The organism is Proteiniphilum acetatigenes DSM 18083 (assembly GCF_000380985.1).
In the GTDB taxonomy this organism is placed as follows: Bacteria; Bacteroidota; Bacteroidia; order Bacteroidales; family Dysgonomonadaceae; genus Proteiniphilum; species Proteiniphilum acetatigenes.
On the sequence record NZ_KB905706.1, the window covers coordinates 18442 to 36049 of the forward strand.

The 17608-nt window shown below is 43.8% G+C and carries 12 protein-coding genes; 1 reads left to right on the plus strand and 11 read right to left on the minus strand.

Annotated elements, in window-relative coordinates:
• Positions 1–8: 8 nt before the first annotated feature.
• The 4 genes from F597_RS0116800 to F597_RS0116815 all read right to left on the minus strand — a co-directional run bounded on the left by F597_RS0116800 (position 9) and on the right by F597_RS0116815 (position 6701).
• Positions 9–1253 carry a DUF5000 domain-containing lipoprotein gene (locus F597_RS0116800; protein WP_019540918.1) on the minus strand — a complete coding sequence of 415 codons (1245 nt, stop codon included), beginning with the start codon at positions 1251–1253 and terminating at the stop codon, positions 9–11.
• 33 nt (positions 1254–1286) lie between these two features.
• On the minus strand, positions 1287–3197 hold the full coding sequence (locus tag F597_RS0116805; protein ID WP_019540919.1) for a RagB/SusD family nutrient uptake outer membrane protein: 1911 nt from the start codon (positions 3195–3197) through the stop codon (positions 1287–1289).
• A 19-nt stretch (positions 3198–3216) separates the two neighbouring features.
• Positions 3217–6324, minus strand: coding sequence for a SusC/RagA family TonB-linked outer membrane protein (locus F597_RS0116810; protein WP_019540920.1), 3108 nt, complete (start codon positions 6322–6324; stop codon positions 3217–3219).
• 179 nt (positions 6325–6503) lie between these two features.
• Positions 6504–6701: a hypothetical protein gene (locus tag F597_RS0116815; RefSeq protein ID WP_019540921.1), complete on the minus strand. Its 198-nt coding sequence runs from the start codon at positions 6699–6701 to the stop codon at positions 6504–6506.
• Positions 6702–6818: 117 nt separating this feature from the next.
• Between F597_RS0116815 and F597_RS0116820 the strand changes: the two genes are divergently transcribed.
• Positions 6819–7523, plus strand: coding sequence for a S24 family peptidase (locus F597_RS0116820; protein ID WP_019540922.1), 705 nt, complete (start codon positions 6819–6821; stop codon positions 7521–7523).
• 43 nt (positions 7524–7566) lie between these two features.
• Here the strand turns inward: F597_RS0116820 and tal are convergent, their stop codons facing one another.
• The 7 genes from tal to F597_RS0116855 form a co-directional block, all read right to left on the minus strand.
• Positions 7567–8523 carry a transaldolase gene (gene tal, locus F597_RS0116825; RefSeq protein WP_019540923.1) on the minus strand — a complete coding sequence of 319 codons (957 nt, stop codon included), beginning with the start codon at positions 8521–8523 and terminating at the stop codon, positions 7567–7569.
• Between the two features lie 54 nt (positions 8524–8577).
• On the minus strand, positions 8578–9876 hold the full coding sequence (locus F597_RS0116830; RefSeq protein WP_019540924.1) for a class II aldolase/adducin family protein: 1299 nt from the start codon (positions 9874–9876) through the stop codon (positions 8578–8580).
• Between the two features lie 113 nt (positions 9877–9989).
• Positions 9990–11258, minus strand: coding sequence for a zinc-binding dehydrogenase (locus F597_RS0116835; protein ID WP_026327570.1), 1269 nt, complete (start codon positions 11256–11258; stop codon positions 9990–9992).
• 85 nt (positions 11259–11343) lie between these two features.
• Positions 11344–11691, minus strand: a complete 348-nt coding sequence (locus F597_RS0116840) for a four helix bundle protein (protein ID WP_019540926.1) — start codon at positions 11689–11691, stop codon at positions 11344–11346.
• Positions 11692–11736: 45 nt separating this feature from the next.
• Positions 11737–13746: an SDR family NAD(P)-dependent oxidoreductase gene (locus tag F597_RS0116845; RefSeq protein ID WP_019540927.1), complete on the minus strand. Its 2010-nt coding sequence runs from the start codon at positions 13744–13746 to the stop codon at positions 11737–11739.
• Between the two features lie 78 nt (positions 13747–13824).
• Complete coding sequence (locus F597_RS0116850) at positions 13825–15000, minus strand: PHP domain-containing protein (protein ID WP_019540928.1); 1176 nt, start codon at positions 14998–15000, stop codon at positions 13825–13827.
• 88 nt (positions 15001–15088) lie between these two features.
• On the minus strand, positions 15089–17548 hold the full coding sequence (locus tag F597_RS0116855; RefSeq protein ID WP_019540929.1) for an alpha-ketoacid dehydrogenase subunit alpha/beta: 2460 nt from the start codon (positions 17546–17548) through the stop codon (positions 15089–15091).
• Positions 17549–17608: the final 60 nt, after the last annotated feature.

Sequence of the window (17608 nt, forward strand, 5' to 3'; positions counted from 1 at the left end):
TTAATTAATCATTCTACATCTCTCACACCATCATCACCAAATACGGATACTTCGGCAATATGCAAAGCGGCGGTTCTCGCCCATGTCTCTTTTACAACGAAACGGATATATCGTATTTCACCCACTCCGGATTCAAATATATATTCGCCTCCGGCAGCAGTGGCTGCAACATCTTCGTCATTTGTCTGTCCTAACGGAAGACCGGACGGTTTGATTTGCTCAAAGTCGCCTAACAAGATCCAGTCATCACGCCATGGGCCGGTTGAGTAATTGACGTCGTTAATAGGATATTTCAGTTCTTTTGTACCCCATACCTCAAAATAACGTACATTGTGTTGGGCAAAGATAAAACCGTCCTGCCTGTTCCATAGCATCATACGGCTTAGTTTGGCTTCCACTCCCAGATCAATGGTAAATGTCTGCGGAGGGGTAAATCCTGCATCGGGGACCGTATGCCATATCACGGAAATACTGCCATCCCAGATATTGCTTATCGGACGACTATTATGTGAAGTCGTATTATCGCCCGCTAAGTGCCCGTCTTTAAAGAGTTTTTTGTCTAATTCTTTTTCATACAACGGAATCTGTTCCAGTTTCAATGTATCCGTATAGTTTCCGAACTTATCCATCAGACAAACAGCAAATAAGCGTGGATCAGTATTGTATCCCCTGATAGAACGTTTGTCTTCCTTCAATGTTGAAAAGGCCAGATCATATTCTTCCCATTCACCGTCATCACCCATCGCCAGGAGAAAAGCCCCAATCATCACATTTCCTTCATTTTTCCAGCGAATCACCACTCCTCCGAAATCAGGCTCCATCTCCAATGTTTTAAATATAGTCTGATAGGGAGGTTCTAGGGGAATGAATGAATCCACATAAGGTGCTGATTTGTTCTCACTGTGATCAACCAGATAAAGGATGTATTCACAGGGACTTATATCGGATAATCCTTCTACGGTTACAAAATCGTTATAAATGGATGCGCGGGATATTTTTTTCTTTCCTTGAAACAAGTATTCACACGTTACATAAGAGATATCCGTTTCGTTTGGCGTGTCATAAAAGATTTTTGCGCCTCCTGGTATCGGCTCCGTACGTACATTTGTTACAGGTAACGGCGGGGTGCTGTCGGTAGGATTCTGCCCTATTTTGTCTTCACTACACGAGGAAAAAATAAGGAATACGACCACAAATCCTGTTATGTTGAAACAGAAAAGTGGCTTTTTTATATTTATTTTCTTTCGCTTCATATTCTGATATTTTTTGTGTTTGGTTATAATTATCTACCATCCTGGATTTTGTACCAAATTGGGGTTTTGAATAAGAGTGCCGGTCCTCAAAGGCCAGAGGTAATCTTTCATTGTATAATTACGGTTATTATAATAAGTGACCACTACATAGTATTCATCCAGCTTGACTCCCTGGTAGTCCCAACCCTGTACTGGCTGGTTCATATAGCGTACAGCGTCTTTCCAGCGGCGGAGATCAAAAGGACGTTGTCCCTCGAATGCCAATTCTATCATGCGTTCCCGCTTGATGATCTCCCGCATACCTTCTTTGGAGGACGGCTTACCCGGAATGTTGGAATATTTGCCCCAGGAATCGACTACACCTTCCAATCCGGCGCGGAGACGGATACTATCAACCCATTGATAAACTTCCCGGTCAGGTGCGGCTTTTGTTTCATTCAGCGCTTCAGCATATAACAGGTAAAGATCACTTAACCGGACCACGGGAATAGAAAACCTTACAGGGCTTGGAGAGGTGGTTGTAGTCCCTGACCGGAAACTAACTAATTTTTTTATAAAATAACCTGTGGATATATGGGCATCGGAAAACACTACACCATGACTGTCTCCGCTTCTATTTTTGATAACGATCGTTTCTTCCTCTTTTTGAGCCAGAGCTTCATAAAGGCTGCGATCGAACGCTAAATGTGCATAAAAACGGGGTTCCCGGTAATAATTCAGTTTTGCGGTTGTTTCTCCTTTACCGATATAATATTTATGGAATGCACCGGTATCCAGCCTTGTTTCATAACGCGTAGAATAATCCCAATCCCGATCTTCGTCAATCGGCACTCCGTTTTTCGTATAATATTGTTCCGCTATCTTCAATGTAGCACTCAATTCGGCTGTACCTCCATAACTGCTAAAGAATTTAGGTGTACAATAATTCTGGAACTGATTGGCGTTTGTGTAGGCCGGATGCGCCCAGATAATTTCCGGATTCAGATAAGGCCTTTCCGACACAGCGCCCCTTAGCGTATATTTCAGCAGGGTCGTATCCGACATTGTCTCAAAACCACGTTGATAACGGTATAATGCATGACCGTTATCATGACAAATATCAATAGCCTCCCTGATCGCTTCAAGCGCTTGGATCCATTTACTGTTGTCAGCTGTAGTAGGGAAAAAGGGTATATCCCGGTTATCTTTAAAATTCGCATAATCGGGATTGCCGTTAAACAGCGGGCTGGCCGCCCACACCAGTACTTTTGCTTTTACCGATGCTGCTATCGGTTTGGTAATACGCCCCATTTCGGTGGTGCTTTCTTCGATATAACCGGGAAGATGTTCCATTGATTCATCCAACAGATTTACAATATATTCAATGACCTCTTCTACCGGTTCACGATAAACGCGCACTTCTTCAGGTGAAGCATTTACCGGAACGTCCGTATCCATAATAGGTATCGGTCCGTATAATTGTAAAAGGAAAAAGTGGAGATAAGCTTTAATAAATTTCACTTCTGAAATCCAGCGGGATCTTTCCCATGTTTGCAGGTCAGGAACCTTGTGTATATTATTCAGAAATATATTACAATCGCGTATCCCTACCCATAATGGTCTCCCGTCCCGTGCACCATCCCAATAATTTTGAAAGGGGGCTGCAGAATTCTGATCATTCCGGGCAATCCGTGAACCGCTTCGGGTATTTAAACCGCTTACATCAATATCCCACCATATTTCATCAAATCCGACATTCCCCGGATAGGTAAACGGATCGTTCTGATTCGGTAGCATATTATAGCAGGAAAACAGGAATTTTTCGGAATTAAACCGGTTGGAAAAGGCATTATCCAGCGTCGCTACTCCGTCAGGCACTACATTCAGATAGTCGGAGCACTTTGCGAAAAAAAACACACTAAGGCATACAACCAATAGTTTTGTCGTTTCTATCATATGTTTCATAAAATACTTTTTTTAATCGTTAGAACTCAATATTCACACCTACATTCACTATCCGTTGCGGAGGATAATTAAAAGCCCTGTCACTCTGCTCAATATCCCACAGCTTGAAGCCACTCCACAAAAACAGATTGCTTCCTGACGCATATACACGTATATTTTGCAGATGTGTCTTTTTTACTAAATCTCCGGGTAGCGTATAGCCGATCTCAGCTGTTTTTAGTCTCAAAAATGAACCGTTACGCAACCACCATGTACTTGGTTGATTATTATTGCTGATACTTGTTTCAGAAAGCCGGGGCCAGAAAGCATAGATATCGCGGTTATCTTCCGACCAATGGCTCTCTGCAATTGCTTTCAATAAGGAACGATCGTTAATAAAGGGAGAAATGTCGTGTACAGCATTGTTAGAGTTGATCCAAAAAGAAGAGCGAGCCGAACCCTGGAAAAAAACAGACGCATCGAAACCTTTATAACCGGCTGAAAAACCGAATCCATAAATGATTTCCGGTGTTTTCGGATAACCTATCGGAACCAGGTCGTTTTCATCAATTTGTCCATCTCTATTGATATCTTTATATTTAATATCTCCCGCACCATATTCTCCGAAAGTCTGAGTGGGAGAGTTTTTCACTTCTTCATCATCAATAAAAAGACGTTCGGCTATAAATCCCCATTGCTGGGAAATACTCCTTCCTACGCGCGACCTCCATGGGACACTGGAATAATCCGGTTCTTCGTAAATTACATATTCACTCGTCGCATAGGTAAAATTACCCCTTAACACAGCCCATAGATCTTTATTGAAGGCTTTATTGTAATCCACAGAAATATCTACTCCACTTCCCTTTGCTTCACCGATATTGGCTTTGGGTATTGCCTGCAATCCCATGGTAGTCGGAATATCTGCACGTGTCTGAAGAATATTGCTTCGGTTTTCTGTAAAATAATCGGCTTGTATTTCCAGGCTGTTCCATAGATTCAATTCCAGACCATAATTGCTCTTGCGGCTGATCTCCCAGGTAATATAAGGATCTGCATAACGGCCAATAGAGATGCCGGACTGAGAATAACCAAAATTATCGCCGAAAGAGATCCCTCTGCCACTGTCGAACATATTCAAATCCGAAAGATAGTAAAAACGATCTTCTTGCGCTCCGATTTCATCATTTCCAACTAAGCCGTAAGTTGCTTTGAGTTTTAGTTTGGAGATTGTATTAATCAATGGTTCCATAAACTTTTCGTTGGTGACAATCCAGCCTAAACCCGCGGAAGGGAAAAATCCCCATCGTTCGTTTGCTGAAAAACGCTCAGAACCATTGTATCCGAAATTGGCTTCAAAGAAATAACGGTCGTCGTAACTGTAAGTGGCCCTTCCTGCCAATCCCGCATTACGCTGGGGAAGAGATAGTTGCAAGGTGTTGTAGGTGTTATCTTTCTTTTCCCGTACTGTGCCGACCAATAATCCGGACAGGGTATGTTGTTCGGCAATCGTGGTATTGTATTGCAAAGCACTTTCAAAATACATGGTATTTTCCATTTTTCGATCTCCCGGAACATAGTTTAAGAAATCGGTTCCTCCATCAGGATTCAGTGCAATCAACCGATAACTATCCATGCCGGCAACCGCAGGAGCTAAGCTATAATAAAACGGGAAATACTGCCTTCTGACCTCTAATTGAGCAAACCGGTTTACATTGAACATACCTCTTAAGGATAACCCTTTGGTAATAAAATCCAGATTTTGCTTCAATTCGAATTGCACATACATGGTTGAACGATCGTTCGATTTATACCCTTTCAACATCTCTGCATAGGGATTTAGGGAACTTCCTGTGGTTGAATTTCCAAAGAGAATATGTTTTGCAAACTTGTTTGCCTCGTCCGGTTCATAATAAGGTAAAAAGTAAACCGGATTAGCATAGATGGATTTCATATACAAATCGGTTCCTCCATCCAGTGGCCCCTGATAATCGTCGAACATTCCGTTCAAACGTATGATGGCTTCCGTGGTTGGCGTCAGATTCACATTTACATTTGAACGCAACGAATATTTATTCAATTTGATATTGTTATTGAAATTCTGCCGTTTATCTACTTTAAGAATTCCATTATCAACCGAATAGGAAGCGGCTATATAATAGCGGGCGACCTTTCCTCCCCCACTGATATTCAAGTTATAACGCTGATTAAATGTATTCTTATCGAATAGCATATCCTGCCAGTCGGTTGCCGGGTAACGTACCGGATCTATACCTCTTTCCGTATAATTGATTTTCTTTTCGTCATACGGAAGACGCGTTCCGGGAGATCGCGTGCGTACCGCCTCGTTATGCAGTTTCATAAAGGTAACCGGATCTGCCAATTCGATGTTCTTTGTTGGGGAAGAATAAGAACCCTCCGTACGGAACTGAACTTTTACACCCCCTTCCCGGCCCTCTTTTGTAGTCACCAATATGACTCCGTTGGCTCCCCTTGCACCATACAAAGCGGTCGCATTGGCATCTTTCATGATAGAAAAACTGGCAATATCATCGGTTGTTAGCCGGGCAAGGTCCTCGGTTGTCATTTCCACGCCATCGATCAGGATCAACGGATCTACTTTACCTGTACCGAAACTGGTAACGCCACGGATAAAAAATTGGGCATTATCCTGTCCCGGTTCTCCGGTCCTTTGGTAAGATATCAATCCGGCAATTCGTCCGGCAAAAGCGGTAGTAAGGTTACTTGAAGGAACTTGCAGTTCGGATGGTCTTACTGTAGATACAGAGGCAATTACACTCTCTTTCTTTTGTGTGCCGAAAGCGACAACCGTAACTTCGTCCAACTCACTGGCTAATGGATACAGTGCTACTTCGATATACGTCTTGTTTCCTACTTCAATGGTTTGAGGGGTCATTCCAAGAAAGGAAAAAACCAACTTGTCGGAAGGAGACACCCTTATTTCAAACGTTCCGTCCACGTCCGTAGTAACCCCTCTTGTCGACTTGTCCACGATGATACTTACACCCGGCAGAGATTCATCCGTTTCTGCCTCTACAACCTTTCCTTTCACTTGGATCTGTTGTGCAAACAAACTTAAAGGAAAGAGAAGGAGAATACATAATAAAAGATTTAATTTTCTTTTCATTTCATTTTTTATTTGTTTTAGATTAATAATTTGATAACGCAATCTATAAGAGTGCTTTGTATTTAAGCGTTCATTTTGTAAAGTCATCTCAGTTTCTATGGTATATAGTTTCTACAATTTCATTATTTAATTTTTTCAAAATCATTCATGGTGTACGTGCACAGTACTGTTTTAAAAAACTATTGTCCGGCTTCTCGTTTCTCACCGTATTTTGCTGCGGCAGTCGCAACGATACGTTCATACATATACCCTTTGCCTCTTTTTATATTTCTGGTAATAGTCATCGGATGTACTCCCAGCACTTTTGCTACCTCGGTTTTCCAGCCATGTGGTAAAAATTGAGGAAGTGTCGGTTTTACCAATTTTTTCGGTTCCATATTTATTTTTACTTAGAAATTGCTTACCTTTACAACGTGTTGAATTTGATACATTTTACAAAAATATAAGATATTTTCTAAATATGCAAATTTTTAATAAGATATTTTCTATGGTTTATGTCTGCGCTTGACCGGTTAAAAGAGTACATTGATTATAAAGGCATTAGCATAAAACGTTTTGAGGAGAGTGTTGGCTTTTCAAATGGATCTTTTGGATCTCAATTGAGAAATAAAAAGACAATAGGTGTAGATAAATTAGAATATATCTTATCAGTTTATCCGGAAATCAATACTGAATGGCTTCTCACCGGTAAAGGGTCGATGTTAAAAGGGACAACACAACATGCGGTTGTAATGATGGCGGATCAACCAGATTCATTCGTAGATAAGAAACAAACGGCCGGCAACGTTACTGATTTAACCCCGATACCGTTAATCAATCCCATTGCCATTGCAAAATTCGGGAATCCGGATTTCCAGATAGCTCCCCAGGATATAGAGGATTATTACGTTATACCTAAATTTAAATACCATAAAGTTGATTTCATGATAGAGGTTAGCGGATCATCCATGTATCCGAAATACAATTCCGGTGATATAATAGCCTGTACCATTATAAGAGGGAGTCGTTTTATACAGTGGAATAAATGTTACGTTATAGCAACCCGTGAGCAAGGCGTTTTGGTTAAAAGAATAAAAGAGGGTAAAGACAATAACAATATTCTTGCAGTGTCTGAAAATAAAGAATACCCTCCGTTTGAAATCCCCAATGATGAAATAACCGGTATCGCTATTGTGGTTGGAGTGATAATGTTGGAATAAACCCGGTATGAAACAAGACTCGATGATATTCACGGTGGCAGGATTACAGCCTTTTCACCATTTGTTCTTCGAGTTTCTCTAAGTCTTTCGTAAAGTTTCTGATCCCTTCCGCCAGTTTTTCTGTGGCCATAGCATCTTCGTTGATCATCCACCGAAATGTTTTCTCATCGATACTGATTTTTTCAATCCCAGATTGTCTGGCAGCCTCCTCACTCAATTTCCGGACCAAGACACCTTCGGTATTCTCCAGCTCTTTGAGGAACTTTGGAGCAATAGTCAACAATTCACATCCGGCAAGTTCCACTATCTCTCCGATATTACGGAAGCTGGCTCCCATCACCTGGGTCTTATAACCAAACTTCTTGTAATAATTGAAAATCTTTTTCACAGAAAGCACTCCCGGATCTTCATGAGCGGCAATTTCCGGAACACCCCGTTCTTTTTTGTACCAATCCAGAATCCGGCCCACAAAGGGAGATATCAGACGGACACCCGCTTCGGCACACGCAACCGCTTGTGCAAAAGAGAAGAGAAGGGTCAGGTTACAATGAATTCCTTCTTTCTCAAGTATTTCTGCGGCCTTTATCCCTTCCCAGGTGGATGCGAGTTTTATCAATATCCGTTCTCTCGAAATCCCCGATGTCTCATAGAGAGCTATCAATTCCCGGGCTTTGATCAGCGACGCTTCAGTGTCAAACGACAAGCGGGCATCGACTTCAGTAGAAACCCTTCCTGGAACAATTTCCAAAATCTTTAATCCGAAATTCACGGCCAACTTATCCATCGCTTTTGCCAATTGCCCGGATTTGCCGGTTAGCTGCGTTTTACCATAGGCAATAGCATCATCTACCAGCGAAGCATACTTCGGGTCTTGCGATGCAGTATAAATCAAAGAAGGATTCGTAGTTGCATCGACCGGTTTGTATGCTTCAATAGAAGCAAAATCGCCCGTATCAGCCACTACTTTGGTATACAGCTTCAATTGCTCTAATAAATTCATAGGTCATTGATATTTAATCAACCATCATCAACCATCATCTAAAATGCATTATTGTCATTTTACATTAAACGCGATGCGCAGTTCGTCGATCTCCTTGTCACCCATGGGTTGCAAAGAGCCGATCGAAGAGGCCATCACCAGCGAGTTAGCTGAAAATTCAGCTACTTCCAGATAGTCGAACGTATTCAACAATTTATCACCTGTCACAAAAACACTGTCGTTTTCTACCAGAATAACCCGATTGTGGTTAAACATTTTCGCCACACTATCCACATCATTATAGATCAGCCCGAAAGGAATGGAGGGGACATCCTGGAGGAAGATCCAACTTTCGGGGATTGTGCGTACATCAAATTTTGAGCCGCTCACCGCGTGTGCCATCAGATTCACCGATTGTGTGCAGATGATAGAGTTGATATGCGGGTTCAACTGGTAAATACGTTGATGCAGGGCTACCGACCTGCTGGGTGTTTTTCCCGCTTCGGCCATGCCATTCTTTATCTGGACGATATCTCCCGGTACAATATCCCATCGCGCTACATTACTTGGTGTAATCAGAAAATCATTACCTCTCCAACGTACAGACACCGTACCATAGGTCGATATCATCATCCCCTGATCACAGGCCCGACGGATAATATTCACCATCTCCGTACGGATTGCCCGTTCATCGGAAGGATGCTCAATATCCATAAAATGAGAGATGTTTCTCGGCAAGTGATTTACATACTGTGCCACTTGTTCATCAGTCAGATAATTCACCTGTCCCAGTCTTTTGGCATTCACAATAGTGCGGCAGCAGAACTCCAGCGTTTCGAACCGCTGATAGGCATCCATCATATCGGTTCCACCCAGTACTATCCCGTGATTCTCCATGATCACCGCCTTATAACGGGTATCCTTGAACTCAAAAGCGATCTTCTCGCCCAGATCCTCACTACCGGGAGTTCCATAAGGTGCAAATCCTATATCCCCGCAAATGTTGTGTGCCTGCGGAACGATCTTGGTGTCGGGAACAATACCTGCAATACTAAAAGCGACCAGTGCAGGCGGATGGGCGTGGATGATAGCGGTTATTTCGGGTCTGGCTTCATAAATAGCTTTATGGAAAGGGAGCTCCGAAGAGGGTTTATGCACCCCGATAATGGTTCCATCCCTCTTCACCTGCATGATATCTTTGGTAGTAAGCGACCCTTTATCCACTCCCGAAGGGGTAATCCAAATATCGCCGTTTTTATCCCTGATGGAGATATTTCCTCCGGAAGTAGTGGTCATCCCCCTGCTATATATTCTTCCGATGATCACATTGATCTGTTCCACCGGATGCATTAAATTCACATCTAATTGTTTCATTTTTATTGAATAAAGAGTAAAGACTAAAATTGATTAGTAGATTTATCTATGTACTGATTAGCAGATTATAAACACTAATCAGCATATCATCAAATCAGTAAATTATCACATCATTATTTGCTGTTAGCCAGTAAAAAGGCCTCCGCTTCCACGCTCCACAATCCCTTATAGCGACTACAGATAACAGCCAGTTCTTTAAAAAGTTCGTCGGTCTCACCAAGCTTTTCAAAGTCGGATATCGGAGTGAGCGGCATATCAATATGTGTATAGATCAGCTTCTTTCCACCCGGGATATTGGGCAGGTTGTTGGTCGCATCGGCTACTGCATTCAATCCACCAATATGGGTGATCAGTCCGGCTGGATCAAGTCCTTTACTCATAATATCGAGTGCTTCCACCATATCGTCGTTATTACCTCCACTGGTGCCGACAATATGTGTATAGGCATAATGTACATTGTAGAAGTTGAACGTGGCGCTGAAATTGGGGTCACTGGGTCCGGCAAAGAAATTGAGGCAACCGTCGAATGCCAGTATAGCATCCCCCTGCTCTACTACCGGTCTGACCGGTGCGAAGACAAACACATCATCATAACCGGAATTACCACTCAGAGTTTTAAGTTCTTTCACCGGGTCTTCCATCGCACCGGTATTGATATAATGGAGATCAATTCCCCTGGATTCGGCAAATTCAACCGTATAGATTGAGGCAGCCCTATCTAACCGGGCCTGGTCTACATCGGTCACCACCAACAGTGATGGTTTACGGTCTTCACGATGGAGCACATAGTTGATAGCTGCAAGTCCCATTGGACCGACACCCGCAAGAATAGCCATCTTTCCTCCATCCACAATCTCCATCTTGTGCTTATAACTGCCGGGAGTAGTATGGTAGTTGGCATGCATCGCACCGATTACACAGGAGAGCGGCTCTGCCAGCGACGCAGGATAATATCCCTCACCCGTAAATTTCAATAAGCAGTCCTGCTCCATTACTTCGTTAGGAATAATCACATAGGTGGCATCTCCGCCGATATATTTGTAACTATAACCGGGAGCGCTCAGGATACCCACGGGGCCATTCTCGTAGTAGAGTGCCGGTTGAATGGAGAACTTATCCCCTGCTTTAAATTTATGAGCCCATTTGGAACCCACTTCCAGCAATTCACCGGCGAATTCATGACCGATGATAATAGGATTTTCCGCTACGTCATCGGGAATACGCTTGTGATCCGTCCCTTGTGAAGAAGCTTTATAGGATGACATGCACAATGAATCGGTCACCACTTTGGCCAGGATTTCATCCTCTTTGATGGGCGGCAAATCAAATTCTTCCAGACGCAAGTCTTTTTTGCCGTACAATCTAACTGCTCTCGTTTTCATATAATTATTGTTAGAGCCAAGAACCAAGATCCAAGAATCAAGACATGAGAGTCATGATTTAGGACGGTTATATGACAATTTTATACTATAAAGTGTCCTTGAAACCATTTATCATACGCTGCAATTCTGATAGTTTTTGTTGGAATTGTTCATATGTTTCAGCTTCAATATATGATAATTTAAAAGATACCAGTAACTCTGTCTCTAATTCATAAGCGGATCCAAGTGATATTTCAAGAAAACGTGCAAAATCTTTATTACTTGACTTTGCTGAACCTTCGGCAATATTAGTAGGTATGGAAACTGCAGCTCTTTGCATTTGAGTAACCAATCCGAAACGTTCAATTTGAGGAAACCTATTGACTAGCCGGTATATATCAGCAACAAATTCCACTGATTTATTCCAAATATCTAATTTTTTAAAATTATGCATCTCAACTTGTCCTTTGTCTTGAATCTTGGTTCTTGATTCTTTTGTCTAAGAAAGCATCACCTGCCCGCCGGTGATCGGCAAAGCCTGTCCTGTCTCACCGCACTGCTCCATCAGGTAAAGTACTCCCCTGGTTACATCTTCGGGCGTACAACCTTTTCCCATAGGGACTTTAGATAAATAGAACGCTTTCACATCCTCTATAGTTTTTGCTCCCGGTACCTTACCTGCTTTCAGGTATTGCACAAAGAGCCCGTTTTCCGGATCACTCCAGAGAGGTCCTTCATAGAAGTTCCCCGGACAAACAGAGTTGACTTTGATACGGTATGGGGCCAGCTCCAAAGCAAAAGACTGGGTAAGCCCGATACCCCCGAACTTCCCTCCGGCATAGGCGAAATTGGCTTTACTGCCTTGCAGTCCCGATTTGGAATTGATCTGGATAATATCGGCATAATAATCGCCCAAAGCATACTTTGTCTGCAACTTCATGATTTTGCTGACAATTTTCGTACAATAGAAGTAGGCGCTGTAATTTATTCTGGTGACGAAATCAAAATTCTCGGGTGTCATATCGTCCAGATCACCCGCACGAAGCACTCCGGCGTTACTGATAAAGCAATCAATTGCCCCGAAATGGCATACGGTCTCGTGGATAAGATTCTCCAGGCTTGCCGTTTCAGCTACATTCGTTTTCACAAAAAAGGCCCTGTTGCTTTTCGCAATACGGTTGAACTCTTCGGCCGTGACCCTACCCGCCTCTTCATTCAGGTCGGCGATCACGATATTGGCTCCTTCCTGTAACAGGCATCGCCCGATCCCCTCTCCGAAACCCTGGGCAGCACCGGTAATCACAATGGTTTTATTTTCCGCACGTCCCCGGGATATTCCTGCCGACACGCTACGGCGGTAGTTTTCCACCTCCCAGTTGTCGATAAAATCTATCTGCTCCTGCGTCATTGGGTGCGGTCCGCCGAATGAATGTGAAAGATAGGCTACTTTCATTGCGTCTTCAAACACATCCAGAATGATATCGCACTGTTTGGCATTATCACCTACAGCGACCAGTCCAATTCCTTTTATCAGTATTACTTTAGGTTGATAACCCAGTTTCCCCGTAAACGAAGGGATCGTCTTCCGGGCTTCTTCCAACACGGCTTCGGGTGTCTCATCGTTCAGGAAAATATAATTCGATTTGCAATAAACAATGGCATCGGGAGTAAATGGTTTGGCAATATCCTGCTGTTTACCGGGATTATCGTAAAAATATTTGATCAGTTCATTTTTCCTTACCGTCAGCGTTTTCAATCCGCTGCCAGACAGCATCATCCGAAGAGCCGGCAAGATTTCTTCTGTACAACGGCAGGTATCTCTTTCGCCGGAGGGTAACGGCGTAGAAACAGCCTGCTCCAGTTTGTGAAGTATCTCTGAATAGATCGACTGTACCTCTGCGATGGTAGTAGCAGCGACAAAAATACCGTGGTTCTGCAACCAGATCACCTGGGGTTCCTCGGCGTATGCCGCACGATACTCTTTGATCCGGTCATATACCTTTTTGAATAGCACATAACCCGGATCAGTATATTCCACATACAATGCTTTTTCACCGAAAAGCCGTTTCAGTTCGGACTCTGCATTTTGAGCGCACATCAATCCGTTCACTGCCGTCGGATGCAGATGGACCACAAAAGGATAGTCAATCACATTGTGCATCGATGTCTCCACCGAAGGACGCTTCCCTTTGGTAAGGGTAGCTTCGGCCAGATCGTTCTTCACCTGCTCTTCCCGCTCCGTCGAATTCGGACTATACATTTTCTCCGACATGATTTCGAGCTTATTTCTGTCGAGCACGGCAAAACCTTCTTCGGTAATCGTTGCCAATGCCGCGCCACTGGCCTTTACCCATATTTTCTCTTTATTCTTGTAGGATGTATTACCGCCACCAGCTATCACAAAACGACTGTCTTGTCCGTAGAACCGTGATATATATATTAAATCCCGTATTCCGAAAATGTCGTTTTCAGGTAGAAAGGTTTGAGAATGCTGTTCCATCTTTATCATGTTTTTTATATGTATTCAGTTTCGTAAGCCATATGATTGCAACTAAAGCAGAGACATTTAGATATTTTGTGGGGACCCTCAGTTCGAAATGAGTTGATCACCTAAAGCTTCCAGTTCATGCCGTTTAGAGCGGTCCGCATAACCGTTCTGATCTATATATCCGTTCAATCCCTGTTTTACTAAATGTTGATGTGCCGCAATGAGACAAGCCCCTTTGTAATTAATCTCCATAAGTTTTTCGGTCAAAGGTGCACCTCCCCGGGCAAATAGTTCAATTGGCTCCATTGCAGGCGTATTATGTTCACTGCCGAAAGTCACCACAAAACCCTGTTCATAAAGATAGCCGGCATATTTTTCCAAAAGCCGGACATCGTTGCGGGTTGTGATAAATTCAACCGAATGAAATCCCCGTTGCGTGAGCTGTTTGGCTACCCGTTCCGGATCTCTTTCAAAATCAGTATAATTCCCATTTATATCATCTGCTAAAAAGGGATAAGTAGGAATACCACCGGCAGCAATGATGATTTTCTGTACTGTCTCCATCGGCAGGAAAGCAGTAGCCTCTTCCGGAACAAATGCTGCCCCACCCGCTTTCAACAGGTTACCCCGGATCTCATTTTCCACGCCGGCAAGGTTATCCACCGCCGATTTCAGCATCTTTCCATCAAAGAGCAACTCCAACAATTCCTTTATTTTCGACTCGTCATTATCACAAACTTCATAGACATTTATGCGCAACGCTTTTGCCAAATGGCGCTCACGAATTTGTCCTTTTGTCAATTCGTCGGTTATCCGTTTGAAATCAAGCTTAAAACCACATTCTTTCCGTCGAAGCAGGCCGTTCAGTTTGTTGCACATTGCTTCTACCTGTCGATTGGCCTCATCCCGAACATTGGATAACATTGTTGCATAGGGCTCCTCTAACCGGAAAGGATATGACAATCCTTTTCCACTCAGATAGGTACGTCCCGGATTTGCAGGATCATTCACACGCAGTCCCGCTTTCTGGTCCTCTTCATTCAGGCTGATAAATTCGATACCGAAAAGAGGATAGAGTTGTCGCTTATTACAACCATCAGCCCACTCCTGATATCCTTCTGTAGTGTAAAAATCGTTTATTCCCACCACTTTTACATCCTCGGCAACCGCCCTGTCCAATGCATCATTGACATCGGCAAAGGCACTGAAAGAGTATGGTGTATGCAGGTGCGCGTTTACTTTTACAACAGCCGACCTGCCCAATTGGCTCATCATCAAATAATTAATTAGAATATTTACCGATATACCGATTAGCAGATTGATTAATCACCAAATCTTCACATCATCGAATTATCACATCAACTTAAACACCTTTCTTTGCTCTTCTGATCAACTCCCCATCGGTAAAGTTCTGTACGGGGATATAACCTTTAAGCGGTTGGATCCGTTCATTGATCATATCCAGGAACCAGTCTGGCTGGGGGAAGAAAGACTGCTCGAGTTCAAATGCCGGAGTGATCCAGTTGCGTGAACCCAACACACATACGGGTGCATCGAGCCAATCGAATGCGAGTTGACCGATATTGGCAGCGAGGTCATTAAGGAATGATCCACGTGCGGTGGCATCACCGGCAACGATGATTTTTCCGGTTTTCTTTACCGACTCCAATACCTTTTCATAGTTGAAAGGTACCAACGAGCGGGCATCTATCACTTCTGCGCTCATACCGTATTTGTCTTCCAGTTCCTTCGCGGCTTCTAAAGCCGGATAGAGGGTATGGCCAATGGTCAGGAACGTAATATCCCTACCCTCTTTCTTCACATCCGGTTCACCAATAGGTATTTCGTAGTAACCGGCAGGAACACCTCCTTCATGGAACTGCTCACCTATATCGTATATACGTTGGCTTTCAAAGAAAATCACAGGATCGGTACCCTGCAATGCGGTATTCATCAATCCCTTGGCATCATAAGGCGTCACGGGGAAGCATACTTTCAAACCCGGGATATGGGCTACAAGCGACGTCCAGTCCTGCGAGTGCTGTGCACCATATTTCGATCCCACGGAAACACGGACAACCACCGGCATTTTCAGCACATTCCCGCTCATTGACTGCCATTTGGGCAACTGATTAAAAATCTCATCTCCGGCACGGCCGATGAAATCGCAATACATGATTTCGGGAATCACACGCCCGCCGCACATGGCGTAGCCGATAGCCGTTCCCACGATGGATGCCTCTGAGATTGGCGAATTGAACAGGCGGTGATAGGGCAGTGACTCGGTCAGTCCTCCATAAACAGCAAACGCACCACCCCAGTCACGGTTTTCCTCACCGTAAGCGATCAGGGATGCATCCTTATAGAAACGATCGATAATCGCCTCGAAAAGAGCATCGCGCAATTGAAACTGTTTCATCTTACTGAACGGCTTACCTTCAGCATCGAATGCAAAACGTTCTTTGTTTGCGATCTTTTTCACCCGTGGGTTTTCTTCCATCGGAATCAGCACCTCCGGTTTTTCATTGGAGAAACTGTCCACCGAACCGTCAGAAAACATCATGTCGCCGATAACATCCGGATTCTCCATCTTTGGTGATATCTCATCATCGATCGATTTCAGGAACATTTCGTATACCAGAGCCCGTATATTGTCGGAGATAGAGTCGAGTTCGGCCTGAGTAGCTACTCCCGCTTCCAGCAACTGCTCACCGTAGCTGCGGATACCGTCCTGCGATTCCCATGCTTCCACCTCTTCTTTAGAGCGGTACGACGAAGCATCGGAGGGTGAGTGTCCGCTATAACGGTAGGTGAGTACATCTAACAGGACAGGGCCTCTCTTTTCTTCGATCACTTTACGTTTACGCTTATAAGCATCGATAACAGCCAACGGATTATATCCGTCCACCCGTTCAGCGTGCATTTGTTCCGGATTCACTCCGGCCCCGATACGGGCAGCGATACCATACCCCATGGTTTCACCACAGGTCTGCCCTCCCATACCATACTGGTTATTCATGATATTGATGATTACCGGAAGACCACCTTTCATATCACCCTTCCAAAGTTCTTTGAATTGGTCCATTGCAGCAAAGGTGATTCCTTCCCACACCGGGCCACATGCCATGGAAGCATCCCCGATATTTGCCACGACCAATCCCGGCTTGCGGTTCACTTTTTTGTATAAAGCAGCGCCGACGGCTATATCGCCCGATCCGCCCACGATGGCATTGTTGGGATAGACGCCGAACGGAGTGAAGAAGGCATGCATGGAGCCTCCTAATCCTTTATTGAAACCGGTTTTACGGGCAAAGATCTCGGCCAATGTACCATATACCAGAAATCTTTTTGCCAGTTCTTTGACCGATCCTTCAAAATCTTTTCTCACGATCTCATAGATCACACCATCAAAAAAATTCTCCATGATATCCATGAGCTGATGGTCATCCAGTTGATGGATGGCTGACATTCCTTTGGCCAGGATTTCGCCATGTGAACGGTGGCTCCCGAAAATAAAATCGTCCACCGTCAGCGTCCAGGCCATACCCACTGCCGACGATTCCTGTCCGATAGACAAGTGAGCGGGACCGGGATGATTATAGGGAGTACCGTTGTATTCTCCCTGCGTCTTGATCAGATTCAACATGGTTTCAAATTCACGGATCAATACCATATCATGGTAAATCGCCTTGAATTCCTCTGTGGTAAAATTCTCTTTTTCATCTTGTACCGTTTTCTGGTACTGGTTGACAGGTATCGGTTGAAACTCCACAAAGCCGGGTTTGCGTGCTTCGGTCGGATCTATAAGTTGAACTTTGGGCATTTTATCTTGATTTATTAATTTGCTAATTTATTGATTTGAAGATTATACTACACTCAGAAG